Raw genomic sequence first — 22,568 nt, 5'->3', positions numbered from 1 at the left:
CTGCGAGGTCCCATAAAGCGGTAGAGAGATCCATAAAAAGCAAGCGATCCGTCGAGAGGAGATGCCCCATGTCTGAGCTTGATCGTGAACGACGTGAGATGGTCGCGGTGCTCCAACGGCCCGGGGTTCGTCCCGACCCCTCGCTCCGGATTACTCGGCGCACTTTCATCCACAAATCATGTTTGACGGGTGCGGCTACAGTCGCTCAGACTTTCGCCTGGTGGCCGCTGCTCAACACCATCGACGTCGCCCACGCTGCCGAGCAGCCGTTCAAGTTTGCCTGGGTTTCCGACACCCATCTCTATCCGAGGTCTCTCAACACGCGCTTCGTCGAAAAGGTGGTGCGCGCAGCAAACGAGGTCCAGGCCATGAGCCCGCCTGCCGACTTCATGATCTTCGGCGGCGACTTGGCCCAGCTCGGAAAAATCGAGGAACTCGTGCTCGGCAATGAGCTCCTCAAAGAGATAAAGATTCGGAAGGTCTTCATCCCGGGCGAGCACGACTGGTATTTGGACATGGGAAAGAAGTGGGGGGAGCTCTTCGGCCAGCCCAACTGGACGTTCGATCACAAGGGTGTGCGCTTTGTCGGGCTCGACACGGTCAGTCGCGGCCCGGACTACTGGACGGTGAGGAAGATGACTCCCGAGGAGCGCATGGGCCACATGGCGACCCTCGACGGCAGCGTCGCCGGCCCGTGGGCCGGCGTGGGCCGCGACCAACTCGACTGGCTGCAGAAGATCCTCGCCGATTGGGATAAATCCAGGCCGGTCGTTATCTTCAGCCATAATCCGCTCTACGAGTACTACCCGCCTTGGAACTTCTGGGTGCGTGACTGGCGCGAAGTCAATGACGTGCTGAAGCCTTATACCAAGGTCACCAACATCCATGGTCACGTCCATCAGGTGCTCTATAACGAGATCGGGACCATGCGCTCGATCGGCATGCTGGCGACCTCCTGGCCTTGGCCCTATGCCCCGGAAGGAGTGCCCAAGCTCACCAAGCCGATGATCCGCGCCGACCCCGGCGATTTCTACGACGGCGTCGGCCGGAGCGAGATCAGCATGAACAATGATCGGATCGAGAACGAGTACATCATGTGGGGCCGTAAGCAGGTCTTCGTTCAGTCGGCGCCGGACTCCTCGCTGAGTCAGCCTGAGATCCTGCGGCCGCGGGTCGCCGACCAGATCGGGCCGTACTAGGGAGGATGGCCATGACAACCAGAACGACATTCCTGTTCGCTCTTTGCATCGCTTCGCTCGTTGGCCTGCTGGCTGCGATTGCGGTTCTCGTCGGCCCTGCCAATGCGAATAAGGACCCGGTAACACCCCAACAGTTGCAAGCTTACGAGGAAGCCTTCATGGAGCAGGTCAAAAAGGGCGACCTCTTGTTCCACGGCGATGCCACGACCGCGAAACAGATGAACGTGATACTCTCCAACACGGGGATGGCCTGCGCGATGTGCCATCCCTTTGCCTCCGACACGCATCCGCACGCGTTCCCGAAGTTTCAGGTCAGCATGAACAAGTTCGCGACGCTTCGCGACATGATCAACTGGTGTATCGAGAAACCCAACCAGGGCGAGAAGATCGATTCTGACTCGGACGCGATGAAGGCCCTGGAAGCATACATCTATTGGTCGAACACCGGCTCGGTGTTGGTCCCGGGCAAGTATTAGTTCTGTTCCTGTGCGACACGGAGCGATAGGTCCCAGTACCAGCTTTCGCGGACGGGGCCGCTCGAGGCCCGCCCGCGCGATGATCCTTGATGAAATAGAGGTCCTATCGATTTCAGCAGTGGTGCTTGAGGCCGCGTCGACGGCGGAGAGGGCGTGCAATGGCAGAAACGTTGCATGGCAGGTTTACCGGCATCGACCTGGATGAGCTGGTCGATCGGCGGGTCGTGTTGACGTGGCTTTATTGGGGGATGTTCTGGCTCATAGTCACCCCCTCGGTCGGCGTAGCGCTGTCCGGCCTCTTCAATTATCCCGATTACCTCGGCACTAATAATCTAGGGCTGACGTTCGGCCGCCTCCGACCGGTCCACGTCAACGGCGTCATCTTCGGCGCTTTTTCGACCCTGTTCATTGGCGAATGCTATTACTTGGTGCCGCGCCTATGCGGCGTTCGGGTGGTCTGGGGAGAGTGGGGCGTAGCGCTGGCATGGGTGTGGAGCCTCGCCCTCATAGCTGGGCTCATCTCGCTGCCTTTCGGCTACAATCACGGGCTCGAAGCTGGCGAGCTCCCGCTGTTCGCCGAAATCCCGTTAATGCTCGTAGTAGCCGCGGCAACTGCGCAATTCATCGCAACCATCGCGCAGCGCCTCGAGCCAGCGCTGTATGTCGCGCTCTGGTACCTCATCGCCGCCTTTATATGGACGACGATGAATTTCATTCTGGGCAGCTTCATCCTGCCCTACACGATTTCAGGCATCAACAGCGCGGCCTTCCACGGTCTCTACATTCACTACATCGTCGGCCTGTGGATCACGCCGGCAGGCTATGTGCTGATCTATTACTTCCTCCCGCTCAGCGTGCAGAATCCGCTCTACGCCCATAAGCTCTCGCTGGTCGGCTTCTGGTCCCTCGCGCTGTTCTATCCCTTCGTCGGCATCCATCATTATCTCTACAGCCCAATCGCCGATTGGGCCGAGACGCTGGCGATCGTCACCTCCATGCTGTTGATCATTCCGGTGTGGACGGTGCTCGTGAACTTCTTCGGCACCGTGAAGGGCCGGTGGGACGGTTTCGGGAAGAATCTCCCGGCGAAGTTCCTGATCACGGGCTCGCTCATGTATCTGTTGGGGTGCTTCCAGGGCTCGGTCGAGGCCTTGCGCTCGATCCAGCAGCCGACCCATTTCTCGGATTTCGTCATCTCGCATTCCCACCTCACGGTGTTCGGGACGTTCGTGATCTGGGCAATGGGTGGTCTGATTTATCTTTGGCCGCGGCTATGGGGACGCGAGCTGTGGTCATTCACGCTCGGTAACTGGTCATTCTGGCTGATCACCGTCGGCATTTCCACCATGGGCCTGGTGCTGACCGCCGCCGGTCTCCAGCAAGGCTTCGAGTGGATGAATGGCACCGAGTGGGTCGACACCGTGGTGCGGATGAAGGCCTATTGGCTAGTTCGGACTCTCTCTGGCATCAGCATGGACATCGGGATGTCCCTGCTTGTCATCAATCTGATGATGACAGCGCTGACCAGGCCGGGCGAGGCGAGGGAACCGATGCCGAGACCCGGGGCGGCCCCGGTTCGCGCCGGAGGGCCGGCCGAATGAACGCGCGTTTTGTCGCCCTCGTGGCTGGTGTCTTCTTCTTCTTCCTCGCCGTCGCCACTCAAGGCATTCTACCCTTCGTCGAACCATCAGCGCGCACCAACCGGGTGACCGCGGTCGTCCGCACCGATTTGGGCCAGCTCAAATGGATGTTGACCGAGGCCACAGATTATACGCCGCTGCAGGAGCTCGGCCGCCGCGTGTATCTGCGCGAGGGTTGCTGGTATTGCCATTCCCAGTATGTACGGCCGGTAACCGGCGAGACGCGCCGCTGGGGTCCGGTGAGCGAGGCCGGCGAATACGCCTACGACGTGCCGCACCTGTTCGGCACCCGGCGTATCGGACCGGATTTGACGCGGGTCGGGCTTAAATACAGCGACGAGTGGCATCTCGCCCATTTCTGGAATCCGCGGCAGCTCTCCCCGGATTCGATCATGTCGCCCTATCGGGGGCTGTTCGAGGCGCCCGAGGAGCCAGTCAAGATCGTCGATGATGGATCCGGCAATCGTGCCTTGGAAAAAACGCCGGTTACCCAAAGGCTTTTCGACTTCGCGGCCAAGGAGCAGGCCAAGCTCACACCAAACGCCGACGGACTGCTGTTCGTCCCGATGCAGGCGCGCGGCAAGTTCCCGGTCGTCCTGACACCGAACAAGGAATACACCGGCGACACGGTCAAGATCGCCGCCGAAACGGAAGAGCTCCAAGGACTGATCGGTTATGTCCAGAAGCTTGGTATGAATCGTGGAAAATGGCGCGACCTGTTCGAGCCGCAGGAGCTCGAGGTTACGGACGCCACCCTACCGCGTTCGAACGAATGGATAGCCTACGGCAAGGAGGTATACGAGCGACGGTGCCTGGGCTGCCACGGGGCCAAAGGCGACGGCAATGGGCCTGCCGCGACCTTCATCTTCAATCAGCGCCCGCGGAACTTCACCTTGGGCGTGTTCAAGTTCAGGTTGACCCAAAAGCCGGTGCCCACCGATGGCGACCTGCTCCGGACGATCACCCGTGGCGTGCGCGGCACGGCGATGCCGGCCTGGTATGAGCTGCCCCTGACGGATCGTCTCGCCGTCATCCAGTACATCAAGTATGAGCTGGCAGTCGACCGCACCGAACCGGCGAAGCCTTATGCTTATTTCAACGAGGAGCCTCCCGGCGCGCCCTTGTACATCGGACGGCCCCCGGCTTCCTCTCAGGACGTCGTCGCTCACGGCAAGGAGGTGTGGCAAAGTGCGAAGTGCTGGGAGTGCCATGGCAACACGGGCAAGGGCGACGGCGAGAAGGCTGCGGGGCTGAAGGACGATTTCGGCTTCCCGAGCCGGCCCGCCGACCTCACCAGCGGCCAGTTTAAGTCAGGTCCGGCGGTGGGGGACATCTTCAGGACCATGAGCACCGGATTGAGCGGAACGCCAATGCCGACTTACAGGGACTCGTTGCCGGAGCAGGACCGCTGGGCTCTTGCCTACTACGTCCTCTCGCTCTCCGCCTTCAAGGACCCACTCACTGGAGAGCCGCTGCCGATCTCGGCCGCGGATCGTGCGGCGCTCGACGATCCCAAGCTGGAGGCGGGCTCCCCGGACGACGCCTATGTTCCGGGTGGGGGTGCGACGCATCGCGCCGCGACATCCGGCGCGACGCTGGCTGCCACCCCCGCAGAAAGAAGAGTGAGTCATGACCGATTTTGAGGTGATCGGACCCTACGTGGTCGCCTTGCTGATGAGCATCGGTGCGCTGTGCATTTTCGTGTGGGGCGTACTCTCGGGCGCCTTCAGCGGCACGGATGAGGCGGCCATCAGATTCTATCGCATGGAGGTGGAAAATGACCGAATCGACGCGCCCATCGAGCACAAGCACATCGAGCAAGCCGACGAGTGAGAGCTCGTCCCACGAGCTGGAGGAATATGCAGGTGGCTACATCAAGGCGTGGCACGGGCATATACCGGCGTGGCTGTTGGTCGTCTACGCGGTGCTTTTCATCTGGGCGCTCTATTACCTCTTGAACTATTGGGGTGGGCTAGGGCCGGGAAGGCCGGGATGAGCAGGAGGAGGCGATGCGGCTGACGAAGAACGTGCCAGGAGTGCTGATCGCCATCATCATTTTAGCGGTCGCAGCCTTAAACCTGATCTTCTTGATCTCCGAACTCACCATGAACGTGGTCCGGGTTTACTTCGGCTGAACAGGAGAGAGCATGCTGCCGAATGCGGTTTTCTCGCTCGCCAATGCGAGCCCGGAGCAAGCCATCGCTTTCTTCGGCTTCGCGATATTCACGATCGGCTTCTTCGTCTGGGTGGCTTACCTCGTGCGAATGAAGTAGCGATAACGGAGCAGCGCCACCCGGCACAATCAGCTCGGGCGGTTTGGCAGGATAATCTGCCATGGCCTACTATCTTATGCTCTTCGCCGCGGGCTTTGCCGGTAGCTTTCATTGTATCGGCATGTGCGGCGGCTTTGCCTGCGCGCTCGGCCGCGACCCGCATGGGCACGCTGCGACCGTCCTGCGCCATCTGCTCTACAACATAGGCCGATTGACGACCTATTGCTTTCTGGGCGGGCTCGCGGGCGCGCTGGGCCAGGTGATATGCACGCCACAGGGAATGACGGTCTCGCTCGTAGGCGGCTCCCTCGACTCCGCCCAGCGAATCCTCGCGATTGTCGCGGGGCTGCTCATGATCGGCATGGCGCTGCAGTTCTTCGGCCTGTTGCAAGGCTTTCATCGCCTTGCGAGTGGCTTCGGCAGCAGCACGCTCGCCATATCTCTGCGCAGCCTGCTGACGGCACGTGGCCGCGCCGCGCCGCTGGCCTTTGGGGTGTTCAACGGCTTCTTGCCGTGTCCCTTGGTCTATGCCTTCGTTGCCCAGGCGGCGAGCGCTGCCGGAGCGCTTCCCGGCTTTCTCACCATGGCGTCGTTTGGATTGGGGACCTTCCCCGCCATGTTGATGATGGGCGGTGTTGGCCATGTTCTTGCGCCGGCGTGGCGGCAACGGGGCGTGTGGTTGGCTGGCAGCTGTATTCTGCTGCTCGGCCTTATCACCATCGGCCGTGGCATCCTGCCGATCGCCGCGCATATTGCACATGGTTGGCCGGGAGGACATCCCGCATGACAGACGATCGCTTGTGCCGCCATTGCTTGCTGACCATCGGGCCGCGCGCGATGCGGCGCACTGTGAACGGCGAGAATTGTGCGTTCTGCTGCTATGGCTGCTGTATCGCCTTTCAGGTGAGGAGCGGGAAGAGTGAAGAGTGGGAGGCGGCCTGGCTCTTGATCCGTCTCGGCGTGGGCGGCTTTCTCTCCATGAACATCATGTTGTTCAGCCTCCTGCTGTATACAGGTGCCTTCACAGGTGTCGATGCGAGGCTGCTTCCTTGGGTTCACCTCCTGCTCTGGATCTTCGCGACGCCAGCTTTTGTCATCCTCGGCGGACCATTCCTTCGCGAGACCTGGCTCGATGGCGTTCAGGGGCGCTTGAGGTCCTCGGCGCTCATCGTTGTCGGCGTCAGTGCCGCCTACATTTATTCGGCTTTTGCCGTCATCGAGCGCGGCACGCATGTCTACTTCGATACAGCCACCATGGTGTTGATGCTGTTCACCGTAGGCCGTTATCTGGAGGCGGCTGGCCGCGCCAGGGCGGCGCGCGACCTCGAACCTCTTTTGGCGGCGGAAAGCGAGTGCGCCACCGTGGTCAATGGCGGGGCGGAGACCCGCCGCCCGGTGCGGGAGGTGGACGCCCGCATGCTGGTTCGGGTCCGGCCGGGGGAGCGCATTCCGGTCGACGGCGTGGTGACCGAGGGGGAATCCCACACCGATGAAGCCGTGATCACCGGAGAAAGCCGGCAAGTTGCAAAAAGCGTCGGTTCGCCCGTGATCGCCGGCAGCATCAATCTCGATGGTCCGCTCCTGATCCAAAGCAGTGGCGCGGGAACCGCAACCCGTTGGGCACAGATTTGCCGATCAGTTCGGGACGCGCTGGTTCGGCGCAGCCCGACCCAGCGCATTGCCGACCGCGTGGTCGGCGCCTCCGTGCCTGTCGTTCTGGCCCTCGGCGGGCTGACGATGCTTTATTGGGCGCAGCGGCTGCCTCTCGAGCGGGCATTGCTGTTTGGTCTTGCGGTGCTGGTGGTTGCTTGCCCTTGCGCGGTGGGACTCGCCGCGCCGCTTGCGACCTCGCTCGGCATCGGGCGGTTGGCACGCTGCGGCTGCCTGGTCCGCGACCCCGGCGTGCTCGAGGCCCTCGCGCGCACGCGATTGCTCGCGTTCGACAAGACCGGCACGCTCACGTCGGGCAGTGCACATGTTGTTGGAATCGAGAGCGATGGCGCCGGGGCTGACGAGGTGCTCGCACGGGCTGCCGGGTTGGAGCGCTATTCCGAACATGGTCTGGCCCGCGCCATCACCATGGCGGCCGCGACACGCGGCCTCGAGCCGGTGGTTACAGGTGACGTCCGGATCCTGCCTGGCCGCGGCATCCGAGGGAATGCAGACGGGAAAGCTGTGGTGGCTGGGAACAGCGCTTTGATAAGCGAACTGGGTTGGTCACTTGCGCCGGCCCTGGGCGAGCGTGCGCGGTCGTTGGAAGCGAGCGGCTATTCGGTGATCTACGTCGGTTGGGGTGATCGGGTTCGCGCCGTGCTGTCACTCGACGATTCGCTGCTTCCCGAGGCGCGATCGACGATCGCCGCGCTCCGCAGCCGCGGACTACACCCGATACTGCTGACCGGCGATGTCGCGCATGCGGCGCAACGAGTCGCGGTCGCGGTGGGGATCGTTGACGTACAGGCTGGCCTGTCGCCGGAGGCAAAGCGGGCTGCCCTGGATCGGCAGCGCCAACGGTACGGAGTAGTGGCGATGGTCGGTGATGGCCTCAATGACGGGCCGGTGCTCGCCGACGCGGACGTCGGTATCGCCGTGGGTTCCGCGACCGACCTCGCCCGCGAAACTGCCGCGTTGGTCTTGCCTCGGGATGGGTTGTGGATGCTGCCATGGGTCGTCGATGTGGCCCGCGCGGTTCGTATGACGATCCTCACCAACCTGCTATGGGCGTTCGGATACAACCTGATTGCGCTGACCCTTGCCGCGCTCGGCCTTCTGCAGCCAGTCCTTGCCGCGGCGGTGATGGCCGGCTCAAGCGTTCTGGTGGTGCTGAATTCACTCCGCCTAGAACGGATGCCCGATCCGGTCCGCACGCCGGTTCCGGGGCGGCGGTCGAGCACCGAGACAGAGAACGCTCGCCACGGCCTTGGCGTTCACCGATTTGGTTGGGCAGGGGCCAAGAATGATACCTGAACTCGGATTGAGAATGGTCATCGGCGACTGAATAGGTGGAAGCGATGCTCATCATTGCTTCTGTGCTTGCGCGCCCGCCATCAAAAGGTCGATGCTGCTTTGCAGCAGCCTGATGAGGCAGATAAGAATTCTTGATATCCGTCTTGGCTCCTAGACTCTTATCTTGGCTCTTAGACTCTCAGCGGTGTATATCCTTCCAACATGCTGACCCTACGCCAGCTTCAGTACCTGGATGCACTCGCCCGACACGGGCATTTCGGTCGGGCAGCGCAGGAATGCGCGGTGAGCCAGCCCGCATTATCGATGCAGATTCACGAGCTGGAGAGAGTGCTCGGCGCCGTGCTGGTGGAGCACTGCCAGGGCGCCACGGTGCTCACTGAAATCGGCGCTGAGGTTGCCCAGCGCGCCGGCGCGATCATGAGGGCCACCCGCGATCTCACCGATTGCGCGTGTAGCGGCGGCCGCTTGCTCAGCGGAAGCTTGCGGCTTGGCGTGATCCCGACGCTCGCACCCTACGTGTTGCCGCGCGTGCTGCCCGAGCTGCATCGGCAGCATCCAGATCTGCGCCTCGACTTGCTCGAAACGCAGACCAATGCGCTTCTAACGCGGCTTGCACATGGGTTGCTCGACGTGGTTCTGCTGGCACTGCCGATCGACAAGTTGGAGCTCGAGACACTCACCCTGTTCGACGACCGGTTCCTGCTGGCGGTGCCTGCCGGCGATCCTTTGCCTGAGCGTAGTCGCGTGACGACGCGTGACGTCAATGCGCGTAAATTGATTTTGCTCGAAGAAGGGCATTGTCTGCGCGAGCAGGCGCTCATCTATTGTGCGCGCCGCAGCGATGCCGATTCCAACCTCGGTGCTACTAGCCTTACGACGATCATCCAGATGGTGGCGAGCGGCTATGGTGTGACGCTGCTGCCCGAGGTCGCGATCGACGCCGAAGTGCGTGATGACCGGGTGAAGCTGCTGCGGTTCGTCGAGCCGCAGCCCAAGCGCAGCATCGGCCTCGCCTGGCGATCGACTTCGCCGCGCAAAGCCGATTTCCTGGCGCTCGGCGAAATGGTGGTCGAGGCGCTTAAGGTCCAGGGAGCGAAAAGCGCTTCAGCGTCGCGCTTGCGAGACGTTGAAGCGCGTCACGCCGCCCCAACAAACACCCCGGCTAAGGTTCGAACGTCCGTAACCTGAACAGACGGTCCGCGACCGCCCACCGATCGTCGGGTCGACGAGAAAGATCCAGACCTGCGCCGGCTGCTTCGGTCGCGGGCAGCGCTTGAGGCGGAGATTTGGACATTGAGGCAGCAATAAACGTTCTGCGGCGGACGACTCCAGAAAAACTCTCCTTCAGCGCCATCGGACGCTGCGGTCGCTCTTTAAATAGCCGCCATCAGCGAATATCGGTTTCGGCAGTTGCGCGTCCTTGATTTGGGCCTACCACCGGACATGGTCCGCCTGGAACCCAGTAATCTCCGTCCTCTGGTCCAAGGTCTCCGCCAAAGCCACTCCTGCGGGCGATTCTTTCTGTCGCACGATTCCTATGTGACCCTTTGTTAGTGGTTTCTGGCTGGAGCTCGCTCAAACTTGACCATGATGGATTGGAGCGAGAGGCCAATAATTGTTCAATTAGATAGAAGGCGGCGTGTGCACGATGTGTGCACCGAGCGATCAAAGAAAATCTAGAGACAACCAACTTGAGCGACGCTGAACTGAACGCGCTTCCAGTGTCAACGGCGGCCGAGGTTTCGAGAGGCCGTGATCTCGTTCGGCGAGCCAGGAATTGGCGAGGCCGTGCTCGTGCTGCGAGGGCTCAATTCGCGTAGTGAGCCGCTACTCAACATCCCGCTCGCGAGGCTTAAGAAGTCCAGACGTTGGCGGATGCCCGCTTCGAGCGGCTCAATCTCTTGTCCTATCGGCGCAACTTGCGTCGGCGATCAACGTCCAAAAGCGACTACACCAGATGGCGTGGCCCTTCGGTCCGCGGCGGGCCGCCCACACAAGAGGCCGCCCGGTCGGCAGCCTCTTTCATTTTCAAGCAGGCGGACCATGTCGCCTATTGGCAGATACTGTTCCAGACTGTTTCCGCGCTGCAGGTTCCGGTGGCAACCGGCTGCGCTCACTCGGCCGGGGCAATGGAGGTCTCGCTGACCGTCATCGTCTGAAGTTTGGCGTAAGGGCGCGCCTCAAGGAAGGCGCGGGCGCTGTCAGCCATGATCAGCAGGCCGCCGGCCAGCAGCATGATGTCCTTCAGCACGAGCCGCCCGCCGCCTGACAGATAAGGGAAGCCGTGCTGCGCATCGCCAAGCGCAGAGACCCACGCGTCTGGCGTCGTGATCAGGAAAGACAACGTGACGAACGCCGTCAGGAACGAGAGCGTCGCGCCCACGATGCCCCATCGGCGCGAAAATACGCCCAACAGCGTCAGCAGGCCGATCGTTATCTCCACGGTTCCGAGGCCGTCGGAAAAGCCATAGGTATTATTCGCGGTCTGCCAGGCCCGCTCGGCCGGCTTCAACTCACCCTCGCGCGTGAGGTGCGCCTTGTACTCGGTCGGATGCTCGTAGAAGAACGACATAAACGGGCTGTTAGCGACGAAGGGCGTGATGCTGTCGGCTTCATAGGGCGCGAATTTGAGCGCGCCGATCCACAGGAAGACGATCGCGATGGTGACGCGCATCAGCGGGATGCCGACCCGATCGGAATGAGCGATCCAGGAAAGCGGCAGACGAAGATAGCCGATCATGAGTTTCTCCTTGGGCGTTGGGATTGATTTCGGCGGCGCCGTCGAATGCGTCGGGGTCGCTGCGGTATGCACCGTGATGCAGCGATCGCGGTGCAGCCGTGAACGGGATAAGCCAGGACCAGCAAGGGCGCCGCTCATGAATGTTTTCTTCATCGCGTATTCGTGATCGTTGCGCTTCTGAACTGCCAGGCATGCGCATTACATTCTCCTCATTCATTCGATGCTTTGAGAAATTGGGGCGAACGGGGAATTGGCGATGCTCTCGCGGCGCAAAACCTATGCCGGCCGGATCAAACATCCAGACGACGCGACTGAGCCGGTTACTCTCGACCCGCTCAGTGCGATTGCTCCCCTGTTCCGGGCGCGCCCGGAAATTCAGGATGTGTGCCGATTTGCCTTGCAATGGGAGGTCGTGCACGAAGCGGAGCCGGCGGGCTTTGCCCAATTTCACATCGTGACCAATGGAAATTGCCTGCTGGAGCGGTATTCCGGCGAAACGTTCAAGCTGGAAGCCGGCAGCATCCTCCTGCTCCCGCAGGGCGACTCCCACGTCGTGCGATCGGCGAGCCGTGGCGGAAGCTCCGGAGCGCCGATCAGAACCGAATACAACAACGCGATCAGGATCAAGACCAACACCTGCGGCGCGAGCGACACCGAGATGATCTGCGGCCGGCTGCGGTTGGAGGGGGCCATGTATAGCCTCGTCACTGCCGCGTTGCCAAAGGCGATCGTGCTCAGCATCGGCAGAGGGGCGCTGTTCGACCGGATGCGCATGCTGGTGCAGGCGATCGATGAGGAACTGCAGGCCGCGCGTCCGGGCGCAGCGACGATTGCCACCGAGCTTGCCACCGCTCTCTTCGTGATGATGCTTCGCCTGCATTTCGAACAGTCCGCGTCGTCGAGCGGCATATTGCGGCTGCTCGCATCGTCGTCTTCGGCCAGAGCCGTCACCGCTATGTTGAGAGCTCCCGCGCATCCCTGGACGCTGGACGAGCTTGCGGCCGAAGCGCATGTTTCGCGCGCGACCCTGGTTCGGATCTTCCGCAGGGAGGGGGATATTCCGCCGCTCGGCTTGCTGAGCGAGTTGCGGCTTGGTCTGGCACGCCATCGCCTCGGCTCGACAACTGGAACCCTGGCGCAGGTGGCGGCAGCCGTCGGCTACGACTCCGAGAGCGCATTCGCGCGCGCGTTTCGGAAACGTTACGGGATTTCGCCCGGTAGACTCCGCGCCCGTCATGAGGGGCGATCGCGAGTAAGAAATGACATCCAATCGGCCTCAGACGCTCAGACCTGATCAGGCCCGATGTCTCGGACCATCTGGGAATGACCGTCTCTGGCGGCGGGTTCAACTGGTCAGCGCAACACACTAATCTTTCGCTGGCGTCAGCTCAAAACAGATATCCAGCGGCGAACCCCACTGATTTGCCAGCGAAGCGCTGCTCCTGTAACGCCTCTGGCTTGAAAACGCTTCAGCCGTTTCGCGCGGATGCGCATCGAGCCCGGATTTATTCGCCCCTGACCTCGCTGGGTGATTTATTCGTCCAGCGATGGAATGCACGCCTGAAATTCGCGGCGTCGCTGAACCCCAGCGCAAGAGCGATATCCTCGTTCGCCAGATTTGTGCTGCGAAGGTATTTGAGCGCGAGTTGAGCTCTCAGTTCATCGCGCAGTCCGCGGAAGGAAATGCCTTGCTGCTGAAGCTGGCGCCGCAACGATCTGGCGTTGACGTCCAGAAGCTTGGCTGCGGCATCAAAGGTCGGCGGATTTGCGATATCGCGCAGCAGGATAGCGCGGATCTTGCCAGCGGCGCCGATACGCAAGTTCAGGTCCTCGAGCAGATCGTCGCACATGGCGAGGATCGTGGGATACGTCGTCTTGTTGCCGAGGCTCGCGGCTTGATCCAGCCAGCGAGATTTGAACACAATTTGATTGGTGGGCTGCACGAAAAGGACGCTGCAGCCGACCAGTTCCGCAGTGAGACCAAAGTCATCCGCTTGCGGATAAGACAGGCAAATCTCTTGCGGTGCGAACGCCGGGCCCATGATATCGCGCATCAGCGATATGTGGATGCCAATCTGCAACTCGGCGATAAACCGGTAGAGCCGTCGGTCGGCAACCGAATGCAGGATGGGCTCGATGCTCCAGGTCGCACGTTCTCCTTCTTCCCTGAATTCGATGGTGGCGAGCGGCGCAGCAAGCGCGTGATAGCTTGTTGCGAAATCCATCGCCTTGCGGAAGTCAGGACAGCACAGGATAGCGTAGCCGTACATTCCGTAAGTCGAAACATGGATGGTTGTTCCGATGCGATACGGCAGGTGCCGGTCGGCCGATAGTTCAATCGCGTTTTGATAGGCCCTCATGAGTTGGCCTAGCGAAATTCGCGTTTTCGGGGAGTGCACTTCTTCGGACCGGATATTTACGCCGCGCAGGATGTCTTCGGCCGAACCGCCCTGATTGACCAGCGTGTCGTATGCGGCGGCGAGCTTGGTTGATTCGTAAACCTTCTCCCCGATGCCTACGTTGGAGATACCGCTTACAGCCTCCGGCTGAGTTCGCCTGGCGAAGGATTTGTGGACCTCTCTCGATCTTTGCACGGGATCGTGCCTTTCGTGTTTCGCGGGACGGAATCGACGCGTTCGAGCTCACGTTATTCGCAAAGACGAAACGGAATGAGGGTCTTCAGAGCTAGACTGCGATTTCATCCCCACCACACGATAAACAGATTTTGCGGATACCCCAAAACCGATCGGACCAGCGTTTTCTGGTTGCAAAGCAGCATGGACCGTTAGCGCCTCGCCGAATTTGGCCCAATCGACCCGGTCCATGACCGTTTCGAACCTTCACAAATTTCGAGCCACAAGCAAGGCTTGGAGCTAATATCCGACCCGCTGGGGCTACGCGGCGGCAGGACGGCAGCCCAGGCAATCCGCTCGTTCAGAATGGCGGGGGCAACAAAGCTAGAGGGTGCAGGAAGTGGAGGGAGGCCGCCATGGTCGGAAGGCTGATTCAGGTCGCCAAATCCGCCTATCAATATCCGCTGCTCTTCAAGCAATTGTGGCACACACCGCTCTTGCATGCGGCGGATCAGGAGATTGTCTATCGCGATCTAAAGCGTTTCACATATCGGCAGATTGAGGAACGCATCGGTCGCCTTGCATCGGCCCTCGACAAGGTCGGGGTGCGTCCTGGGGAGACCGTTGGCGTTCTCGACTGGGACAGCAACCGATTTCTTGAGGCCTTTTTTGCGATCCCGATGATGGGTGCGGTGCTGCAGACCGTGAATGTCCGGCTTTCGCCCGAACAAGTCGCTTACACCATCAATCACGCCGGCGCCTCGACGCTTCTCGTCAACGACGAGTTCGTCGGATTGCTCGAAGGCATCAAGCCGCAATTGACGAAGGTCAGGACATTGGTCGTGATGTCGGACCAGCCTTCACCACAGGCGGGGAGTTTGTCTTTTGTCGGCGAATACGAGAGCCTGCTCGCGGCGGCCTCGCCCGACTATGCTTTTCCCGATTTCGACGAGAATACGCAGGCGACTACCTTTTACACGACCGGTACGACCGGCCTGCCCAAGGGAGTCTATTACAGCCATCGGCAGCTCGTGCTGCATACGTTGTGCGAACTGGCGTTCTTTGGCGGAGCGAGCCAGCAGGGGCGGTTCTCGCGCGATGACGTCTACATGCCGATCACGCCGATGTTTCATGTCCACGCCTGGGGCTTTCCCTGGGCAGCCACGCTTGCCGGTGTCAAGCAAGTCTATCCCGGCCGATACGATCCGGCGATGCTGCTTAAACTGATCAAGACCGAAAAAGTCACGTTCACGCACGGCGTGCCGACGATCCTGCAGATACTGCTCAACGCGGCGGCTGCGGCCAAGACGGATCTCGCCGGACTGAAGATGGTCATCGGCGGCTCGGCCTTGCCCAAGACACTCGCCAAACAGGCGCTGGCTGCCGGTATCGACATCTTCGCGGGCTACGGCATGTCGGAGACCGGTCCGATCGCAGCCGTTGCTCATGTCGAATCGAAGGACCTCAGCGGTAATCCGGACGAGCAAGTAGAAGTCCGCACCAAGGCCGGGAGGGCGGCGCCGCTGGTCGATCTGCGCATCGTGGATGTGGATATGAAGGACGTGCCACATGACGGCAAGTCTGCCGGCGAGATCGTGTTGCGTTCGCCGTGGCTCACCCAAGGTTATTTTGACGATCCGGAGAGTTCGGAGCAGCTCTGGGCCGGAGGTTATCTGCACACCAGCGACGTCGCCGTCGTGACGCCCGACGGCTATGTCCACATCACCGACCGCCTCAAGGACGTCATCAAGACCGGCGGTGAATGGGTGTCTTCGCTGCAAATCGAGGATTTGATCACGCAGTGCACCGGCGTGGTGGAAGCTGCAGTCATTGGCGTAAAGGATGACAGATGGGGCGAGCGTCCCCTCGCGCTGGTGGTCAAGGATTCCACGAACTCCAACGCCCCTGACGACACAATCGTCAAGGCGCATCTCAAAGTGTTTGCCGACAAGGGCATCATCTCCAGATACGCCATCCCGGAAACGATCCTGTTCATAGACAAGTTGCCCAAAACCAGCGTCGGCAAGATCAACAAGATGGAACTGCGCAAAAAATACGGCGGCATGTAGCCGTTCGACGATCTTGCGGGCGAGTTTCAGGAGGCACAACGTGAGTGAACTTACACTTGCCGGCTTGGACGGACGGATCGGGCAGGAGCTTGGTGTCTCCGACTGGGTAGCCATCGACCAGGCACGCATCGATACATTTGCGTCCTGCACAGGCGATCATCAGTGGATCCACGTCGATGTTGAGCGCGCGAAGCGGGAGAGCCCTTTTCGCGGCCCGATCGCGCACGGCTACCTGACGCTTGCCATGGTCGCGCCGCTTGCCATGCAGATCGGCGTCATCCCCAAGGATGCCGCCGCAGGCCTGAATTACGGAATCGACAAGGTTCGTTTTCTTGCCCCGGTGCCCGCCGGTGCACGCGTTCGGCTGCGCGTTGCGCTGGCCGGCGTCGAACTCAGGGAGGGTGGGCAGGTCGTCATGAAGACCCTCAACACGCTGGAAGTCGAGGGATCGGAAAAACCTGCTTTGATTGCCGAAACGCTTGCGCTCCTGATTCCCGCGGCGGGAGCAAAAACATGACCGGCACAGAAGGTCGCATCGAGGTTCCGTCATCGGATGGCATATCGGAGCAAGCCTCCAGGAATACGCTGGCGCTCAACCCCCTTGTCGGCATCACGGGCCAGGATCTGGCCGACAGCGCAGGCGTCCTCGTCAAGGCGATGATCAACGAGCCGAAGGTCGCGGCCGAGCAGTGGCTGTCATTCCTGGGCGAACTAGGAGCCATCGTCGGCGGCAAGTCCGAGCGCGCACCGAAGGCCGGCGACAGGCGGTTTTCCGATCCGACATGGAAGGAGAGCGGGCTGCACAGCGGATTGCTCAAGGCTTACCTTGCCTGGGGTGAGGCGGTCAGCGGCCTCGTCGACAAGACGAGCCTCAGCGACGTCGACAAGGCGCGCGCGCATCTGATCACGGAAATCCTGATCGATGCGGTGGCGCCGACCAATGCGCTACTCACCAATCCGGCGGCGGTGCGCAAGTTCGTCGATACTGGCGGCCAAAGCCTGTGGCTGGGGCTAAAGAACTATTTCGATGATCTCATCAAGAATCGCGGCATGCCGTCGATGGTGGACGCCAGCGCCTTCAAGGTCGGCGAGAACCTCGCGACCACGCCGGGCGCGGTCGTGTTCCGCAACGAACTGCTTGAGCTTATCCATTATGCGCCGACGACGGCCAAGGTCTGGAAACGGCCGTTGGTCGTCACGCCGCCGCAGATCAACAAATATTACGCCCTCGACCTTTCCCCCGACAAAAGCATGGTCCGCTTCCTGCTCGAGAGCGGAATTCAAGCCTTCTGCGTAAGCTGGCGCAACCCGACTGCGGCGGATCGCGATTGGGGCCTGGACAGCTACGTGGCTGCGCTCGACGGAGCCGTCGACGTCGCACGCGAAATCACCGGCAGCGACGATATCTCCATGATGGGCTCCTGTTCCGGCGGCATCACGTCGACGGCATATTTTTCCACGCTTGGCGGCGTGGCGGGGAAGATCAAGAACATGGTGCTGGCGGTATGCCTGCTCGATCCCAATACGGCTGACGAGAGTGCCTTCGGCTGCCTGATCACGCCTGAGACGATGCGCGCGGCCAAGGAGTCATCCCGTCTGCGTGGGATTGTCGATGGCCACGATCTGGCACGGATGTTTGCCTGGATGCGGCCCAATGACCTGATCTGGAATTATTGGGTCAACAACTATCTGCTCGGCAACCAGCCGCCGGCATTCGATATTCTTTACTGGAACGCCGATACCACCCGCCTTCCGGCTCGCCTGCACGGCGACTACCTCGATCTCTATTTCACCAATCCGTTCGTCAATCCCCGCAAGCTCACGCTGAACGAAAAACCCGTCGACATGAGCAAGGTCGCCGCGGACAGCTATGTCATCGCCGGGGTGACCGACCACATCACGCCGTGGAAGGGTGTTCACAAGACGGCTCAGATCCTGGGCGAAGGTACCACCTTCGTGCTGTCGAACAGCGGCCATCTGCAGAGCCTGCTCAATCCACCGGCCAATCCGAAAGCGTCCTTCGTGATCGGACCCGTCAATCCGGCGGGGCCCGATGCTTTCCTCGCCGCCGCCGAGAAGCGGAAGGGAAGCTGGTGGCTCGATTGGCGCGACTGGCTCCAGGCGCGCTCCGGTGAAGAGGTCGACGCGCCTGCATCGCTTGGTAGCGAACGCCATCCCGTTCTTGCGGAAGCCCCGGGGACTTACGTCTTTGACTGAAAGCCCCACCAGTGGAACGAATGAGGGATCAACCGGTCCCCGAGAAGCGGTTGCGGCAGCCATGAAGCCAGGCGACATCGAGGCGCGGCAAATTCTGATCGGCGGTCAATCGCTCCAGGTCGCGATCAGGCATGGTGCTGGCAATCGGCCTCCGCTGCTCCTGTTCAACGGAATTGGCGCGAATTGGGAGCTGGCAAAACCCTTCCTTGAAGCGCTCACCGATACGACGGCGATCATCTTCGACGCGCCCGGGGTCGGTGGCTCTCCCGTGCCGTCCCTTCCATACCGGCCATCGACGCTGGCGCGGCTTGCCGCTGGTCTGGTTGCCGCGCTCGGACACAGCGAGATCGATGTGGCCGGCGTCTCCTGGGGCGGCGGCGTCGCGCAGCAATTCGCGCATCAATATCCGAAATTGTGCCGACGGCTGGTACTGGCAGCGACCTCGCCGGGTGCGATCATGGTGCCCGCGGGTCCTTCGGTGCTGTGGAAAATGGCGACGCCACGGCGCTACACGGACAAGAACTACATGAACAAAGTTGCTCCGGAAATCTACGGCGGCGATTTTCGCAAAAATCCCTCATTGATCGGTGCGCACGCGAGCGCGATGCGGGGTGCACGCAATCTCGGGTATTTTTATCAGCTTCTCGCCATGACCGGATGGACGAGCCTGCCGTGGCTCTGGTCGCTGCCGCAACCGACGCTCATCCTGATGGGAAGCGATGACCCGCTGGTTCCTCCGATCAACGGCCGTATCCTGGCGCGTCTTATTCCGAACGCGCAGCTTCGGATGATTGATGACGGCCACCTCTTCATGGTGACGCGGCCGGCGGAAACCGCGCGCTTCATTGAAGAGTTCCTGGCGAACCAGGAAAACGAACCCCCGCCAAGGATCCTGTCTGCTTTCGCGGGCGGTCGGCCGGCGGACGCGTTTTCTTCCGGCATCAAGCGGCCCACATCACTGAGCCGGGGCCGGTAATGCGGCGCCCGAGCCGAAGAAGAAACGGAGCCACGCGCGCGTCAAAAGGGAGGAACAGATGGCAAGCCTGCAAACAGCGCTGGCCGAGAAGCCGGCTTACTCGCCGCCGCCAATCGATGGTGATTTCTACAGGATCGCCAATGTTCTTGATGAGAGGGAGCGGGCGCTGATCACACGCGTGCGTGCATTCACGGAAGGCGTGGTGGCGCCGGTCATCGAAGAATATTGGGCACGCGATGAATTTCCCTTCGAGATCATCCCGAAAATGGCTGAGGTTGGCATTGGCGGGGTAGGCTACGGAGGATACGGCGCGGCCGGAGGCAGCTGGCTGTTGAACGGTTTTGTCGCGATGGAGCTGGCGCGCGTCGATTCGTCGGTCGCGACTTTCTGGGGCGTGCATACAGGACTTTCGGCAGGCTCGATCTACCTGTGCGGCGACGAGGAGCAGAAACAGCGTTGGCTGCCTGCCATGATGCGCTTCGAGAAGATCGGCTCGTTCGGGCTGACCGAACCCCTGGTAGGCTCGGCGACATCAGGCGGAATGATGACGACCTGCCGGCGCGAGGGCGACGCGTGGGTTCTCAACGGCCAGAAGAAATGGATCGGCAACTCTACCTTTGCCGACATCAACGTGATCTGGGCGCGGGAGGAGGCCACTAACCAGGTGAAGGGCTTCGTGGTCGGCAAGGACAGTCCCGGCTTTTCGGTCGAAAAGATCAGAACCAAAATGGCATTGCGGGTGGTGCAAAACGGGCTGATCACGCTGAAGGACTGCTGCGTGCCCGAGACCGAGCGGCTGCAGAACGCCAATACGTTCAAGGATACCGCAAAGGTCCTCAGGATGACCCGCACCGGGGTCGCGTGGTTTGCCGTTGGCTGTCAAATGGGTGCCTATGAGCACGCGCTGCGCTACGCGACCGAGCGACTCCAATTCGGCAAGCCGATCGGAGGATTCCAGCTCGTGCAGGATCTGTTGGTGCGGATGCTCGGCAATGTCACCGCCACACAGGCGATGATGCTGCGCCTAGCGCAGTTGCAGGACGAAGGGTTGATGAAGGACGAGCACGCCTCGCTCGCAAAGGCGTTCTGTACGGTCAAGTGCCGCGAGACCGTCGGCTATGCACGGGAACTGCTGGGCGGCAACGGCATCTTGCTCGAGAATCATATCGGGCGCTTCGTTGCCGATGCGGAAGCGATCTACTCGTATGAGGGTACACGAGAGATGAACACCTTGATCGTTGGCAAGGCCATCACCGGGCTGAGCGCGTTCGTCTGAGCACCCACCCAGGTGCCTCGCTCGTGGGCCCAAACCTGCTAGTCGGAGTTTTCACGGTTCGGCGACACCTTTTCCGGATTAGCTCGTCCATCGACGCGGCGTGGCTCACTAAACGAAGGGATATAAGGATCGAATCTCACGCTGTGGTGCACAATGGTGAAAAGGAGAATGCCATGACTAACCAAGTTCGACAGGCCGAAAGGTCGGGAATGGTGAAGGCGGTCAGCGTCGCCGATTATATCGTCGAGCGCCTTTCGGCAGAGGGAATCAACCACTGCTTTGGTGTTGCCGGCGATTATGTGTTTCCGATCTGCGATGCGGTCGATAGCAGCGCGAAGGTGAAGTGGATCGGCTGTGCCAACGAGTTGAATGCGTCTTACGCGGCGGACGGCTATGCGCGTGTCCGGGGCGCGGCGATGTTGGTGACGACCTATGGCGTCGGCGAGCTATCGGCCTTGAACGGCGTGATGGGCGCCAAGGCCGAACGATCACTGGTCTTTCACATCGTGGGAATGCCCTCCTATCAGCATCAGCGCTTACACAAGATTGCCCATCACACCCTCGGCGACGGCGTCTTCGGCAATTTCGTCGACCTGTCCGCCGATGCCGCGTGCTGTCATGCCATCATCAATCCAGAGAACTGCGTTGTCGAAATGGAACGCGTCATCGGGGAGGCGCGCCGCAACAATCAGCCGGCCTATATCGCCGTGCCGTCAGACTATGCTCTGTCCCCAGTCATGTCGGCTGACGTGAAGCCAATCGTGCCTCGATCAAACGAGGTGGCGTTGCGGAAGGCGATGGCAATCATCGAAGAGCGCATCAACAAAGCAAAATCCGTCGTCGCATTTCCGGCCTTCACAATTTTGCGGCTCGGCTTGCAGAAGCAGGCACAGAAAACTATCGAAGCGCTGGGCTGTCCTTTCGCCACAACGCTGATGGAAAAATGCGTCCTCGACGAGGGCCATCCGCAGTTTGCCGGCATGTATGCCGGCGCCGTGTCAGATCCGAAAACGCGCCAAATCGTCGAAGGCGCCGATCTCGTCCTCGATCTGGGCGGTGTCAATTTTAATGACATCACCACGGCGGCCTATTCCGCCCAGCTCGATCTGTCCCGGTTTATTACCGTCGGCCTCGGCGATGTCAGGATCGGAGACGAAGTCATCGCCGGTGTCCGGCTTGCGGACGTTCTGTCTGAGCTGGCCAAGCTCAAACCGTCATCGGCACCATACCGGGGAGCGCGGCAAGAACTTGCGCCGGTGACGGGGAACCCATCCGACAAGATCACAATGGTCGCGCTGTATCCCCGTTACGCAGCGTTCCTGCGCGCGGGAGACACGGTCGTTCTCGAGACCGGCAGCACGAGCCTCGGCATGACACCAACGACACTTCCGGACGGCCTCAGGGTAGAAGCACAAGTTCTGTGGGGATCGATCGGCTGGGCGACGCCTGCCGCGTTCGGTATCGCGCTTGCTGATCCCGGCAGGCGTACCGTTCTGATTACCGGCGAAGGATCTCATCAACTGACCGCGAACGATATCGGCGCCATGGGGCGGTTCGGAGCAAACGTCATCGTATTCGTACTCAACAACGGCGGTTATCTGATTGAGCGCGCGCTGGAAGAAAACCCGGACTGGACTTACAATGACCTCGCGCCGTGGAACTACGCCGAATTGCCCAAGGCGCTCGGATGCGCAGATTGGTATACGGCGCGTGTGACCACGCTCGGGGATCTCGATGACGCGATGAAGGCTGCACGCGCCAGCAAAACCGGGGCGTATATCGAGATCATCGGCGGCAAAATGGACATGCCACCGGCCCTTGCCTTCGCGCACAGCCGACTTAGGGAAATGTACGGCGGCACACCATAATTCGCACACACCGCAACAGCAAATGGCGAGAGCAGCTCTGCTTTCGCCATCTGTGCATGATGCAAATGTCGGCTTCGGGTGTGCGCCGTGACAAGGCGGCGCTTTCCAGTGGGTGCAAGTCCCACCCGGCAAACGCTCCAGCCGGAAGCAGCCGGAGCAGCTATGGAGGTGACGAAATAGCTGAAGCCTTCGGTTAGCGTGTCACGAATTGGTGACAGCGCGAGTGTGCAGGCCGTAACGCGAGTGAACGCCGAGCAAGCCTCGAAAAGGACAATGCGCAGGTCGACTCAACAA

The 22,568-nt window shown here is 61.0% G+C and carries 20 protein-coding genes; 18 read left to right on the top strand and 2 right to left on the bottom strand.

Annotation, left to right across the window (positions count from 1 at the left end; genetic code table 11):
• Window positions 1–68 precede the first annotated feature (68 nt).
• The 11 genes from B5526_RS05160 to B5526_RS05120 all read left to right on the top strand — a co-directional run bounded on the left by B5526_RS05160 (window position 69) and on the right by B5526_RS05120 (window position 9,743).
• A complete protein-coding gene (locus B5526_RS05160; RefSeq protein WP_079537228.1) occupies window positions 69–1,199 on the top strand; it encodes a metallophosphoesterase family protein in 1,131 nt (376 codons plus the stop codon).
• A gap of 11 nt (window positions 1,200–1,210) precedes the next feature.
• A complete protein-coding gene (locus tag B5526_RS05155) occupies window positions 1,211–1,675 on the top strand; it encodes a c-type cytochrome (protein ID WP_079544707.1) in 465 nt (154 codons plus the stop codon).
• A gap of 158 nt (window positions 1,676–1,833) precedes the next feature.
• A complete protein-coding gene (locus B5526_RS05150) occupies window positions 1,834–3,276 on the top strand; it encodes a cbb3-type cytochrome c oxidase subunit I (protein WP_079537227.1) in 1,443 nt (480 codons plus the stop codon).
• Window positions 3,273–4,958 carry a cbb3-type cytochrome c oxidase subunit II gene (locus B5526_RS05145; protein WP_079537226.1) on the top strand — a complete coding sequence of 562 codons (1,686 nt, stop codon included), beginning with the start codon at window positions 3,273–3,275 and terminating at the stop codon, window positions 4,956–4,958. The genes B5526_RS05150 and B5526_RS05145 overlap by 4 nt, the downstream gene beginning before the upstream one ends.
• The gene (locus tag B5526_RS05140) at window positions 4,945–5,148 is read left to right on the top strand and encodes a hypothetical protein (protein WP_154071135.1); all 204 of its coding nucleotides are present in this window, start codon (window positions 4,945–4,947) and stop codon (window positions 5,146–5,148) included. Before B5526_RS05145 ends, B5526_RS05140 begins: the two co-directional genes overlap by 14 nt.
• Window positions 5,093–5,311, top strand: coding sequence for a hypothetical protein (locus B5526_RS38370; protein ID WP_079537224.1), 219 nt, complete (start codon window positions 5,093–5,095; stop codon window positions 5,309–5,311). Before B5526_RS05140 ends, B5526_RS38370 begins: the two co-directional genes overlap by 56 nt.
• A gap of 13 nt (window positions 5,312–5,324) precedes the next feature.
• Complete coding sequence (locus B5526_RS39385) at window positions 5,325–5,450, top strand: hypothetical protein (RefSeq protein ID WP_283807603.1); 126 nt, start codon at window positions 5,325–5,327, stop codon at window positions 5,448–5,450.
• A 12-nt stretch (window positions 5,451–5,462) separates the two neighbouring features.
• Window positions 5,463–5,588: a hypothetical protein gene (locus B5526_RS39380; RefSeq protein WP_283807602.1), complete on the top strand. Its 126-nt coding sequence runs from the start codon at window positions 5,463–5,465 to the stop codon at window positions 5,586–5,588.
• Window positions 5,589–5,649: 61 nt separating this feature from the next.
• Window positions 5,650–6,375: a sulfite exporter TauE/SafE family protein gene (locus B5526_RS05130; protein WP_079537223.1), complete on the top strand. Its 726-nt coding sequence runs from the start codon at window positions 5,650–5,652 to the stop codon at window positions 6,373–6,375.
• Entirely contained in the window at window positions 6,372–8,555 is a 2,184-nt protein-coding gene (locus B5526_RS05125; RefSeq protein WP_244562199.1) for a heavy metal translocating P-type ATPase, read from the top strand. The genes B5526_RS05130 and B5526_RS05125 overlap by 4 nt, the downstream gene beginning before the upstream one ends.
• A 201-nt stretch (window positions 8,556–8,756) precedes the next feature.
• On the top strand, window positions 8,757–9,743 hold the full coding sequence (locus B5526_RS05120; RefSeq protein WP_079537222.1) for a hydrogen peroxide-inducible genes activator: 987 nt from the start codon (window positions 8,757–8,759) through the stop codon (window positions 9,741–9,743).
• 925 nt (window positions 9,744–10,668) lie between these two features.
• On the opposite strand, the gene rclC is transcribed toward B5526_RS05120, so the two are convergent.
• On the bottom strand, window positions 10,669–11,295 hold the full coding sequence (rclC, locus tag B5526_RS05110) for a reactive chlorine resistance membrane protein RclC (RefSeq protein ID WP_079544705.1): 627 nt from the start codon (window positions 11,293–11,295) through the stop codon (window positions 10,669–10,671).
• Between the two features lie 256 nt (window positions 11,296–11,551).
• Between rclC and B5526_RS05105 the strand changes: the two genes are divergently transcribed.
• Window positions 11,552–12,589, top strand: coding sequence for a cupin domain-containing protein (locus B5526_RS05105; protein ID WP_079537220.1), 1,038 nt, complete (start codon window positions 11,552–11,554; stop codon window positions 12,587–12,589).
• A gap of 211 nt (window positions 12,590–12,800) precedes the next feature.
• On the opposite strand, the gene B5526_RS05100 is transcribed toward B5526_RS05105, so the two are convergent.
• Window positions 12,801–13,889, bottom strand: coding sequence for an AraC family transcriptional regulator (locus tag B5526_RS05100; RefSeq protein WP_079537219.1), 1,089 nt, complete (start codon window positions 13,887–13,889; stop codon window positions 12,801–12,803).
• 395 nt (window positions 13,890–14,284) lie between these two features.
• Between B5526_RS05100 and B5526_RS05095 the strand changes: the two genes are divergently transcribed.
• The 6 genes from B5526_RS05095 (at window position 14,285) to B5526_RS05070 (ending at window position 22,274) form a co-directional block, all read left to right on the top strand.
• On the top strand, window positions 14,285–15,937 hold the full coding sequence (locus B5526_RS05095) for a fatty acid--CoA ligase (RefSeq protein ID WP_079537218.1): 1,653 nt from the start codon (window positions 14,285–14,287) through the stop codon (window positions 15,935–15,937).
• Between the two features lie 64 nt (window positions 15,938–16,001).
• Window positions 16,002–16,454, top strand: coding sequence for a MaoC family dehydratase (locus B5526_RS05090; RefSeq protein WP_283807601.1), 453 nt, complete (start codon window positions 16,002–16,004; stop codon window positions 16,452–16,454).
• Window positions 16,451–18,154 carry an alpha/beta fold hydrolase gene (locus B5526_RS05085; protein ID WP_079537216.1) on the top strand — a complete coding sequence of 568 codons (1,704 nt, stop codon included), beginning with the start codon at window positions 16,451–16,453 and terminating at the stop codon, window positions 18,152–18,154. The genes B5526_RS05090 and B5526_RS05085 overlap by 4 nt, the downstream gene beginning before the upstream one ends.
• 61 nt (window positions 18,155–18,215) lie before the next feature.
• Window positions 18,216–19,130: a poly(3-hydroxyalkanoate) depolymerase gene (gene phaZ, locus B5526_RS05080; RefSeq protein ID WP_079537215.1), complete on the top strand. Its 915-nt coding sequence runs from the start codon at window positions 18,216–18,218 to the stop codon at window positions 19,128–19,130.
• A gap of 58 nt (window positions 19,131–19,188) precedes the next feature.
• Window positions 19,189–20,406: an acyl-CoA dehydrogenase family protein gene (locus tag B5526_RS05075; RefSeq protein WP_079537214.1), complete on the top strand. Its 1,218-nt coding sequence runs from the start codon at window positions 19,189–19,191 to the stop codon at window positions 20,404–20,406.
• A gap of 209 nt (window positions 20,407–20,615) precedes the next feature.
• Complete coding sequence (locus B5526_RS05070; RefSeq protein ID WP_079537213.1) at window positions 20,616–22,274, top strand: alpha-keto acid decarboxylase family protein; 1,659 nt, start codon at window positions 20,616–20,618, stop codon at window positions 22,272–22,274.
• The last annotated feature ends 294 nt before the right edge of the window (window positions 22,275–22,568 follow it).

This window comes from Bradyrhizobium lablabi, from assembly GCF_900141755.1.
Classification (GTDB): domain Bacteria; phylum Pseudomonadota; class Alphaproteobacteria; order Rhizobiales; family Xanthobacteraceae; genus Bradyrhizobium; species Bradyrhizobium lablabi_A.
The sequence above is the reverse complement of the archived record's forward strand: the minus strand, read 5'-3'. Positions and strand labels throughout refer to the sequence as shown.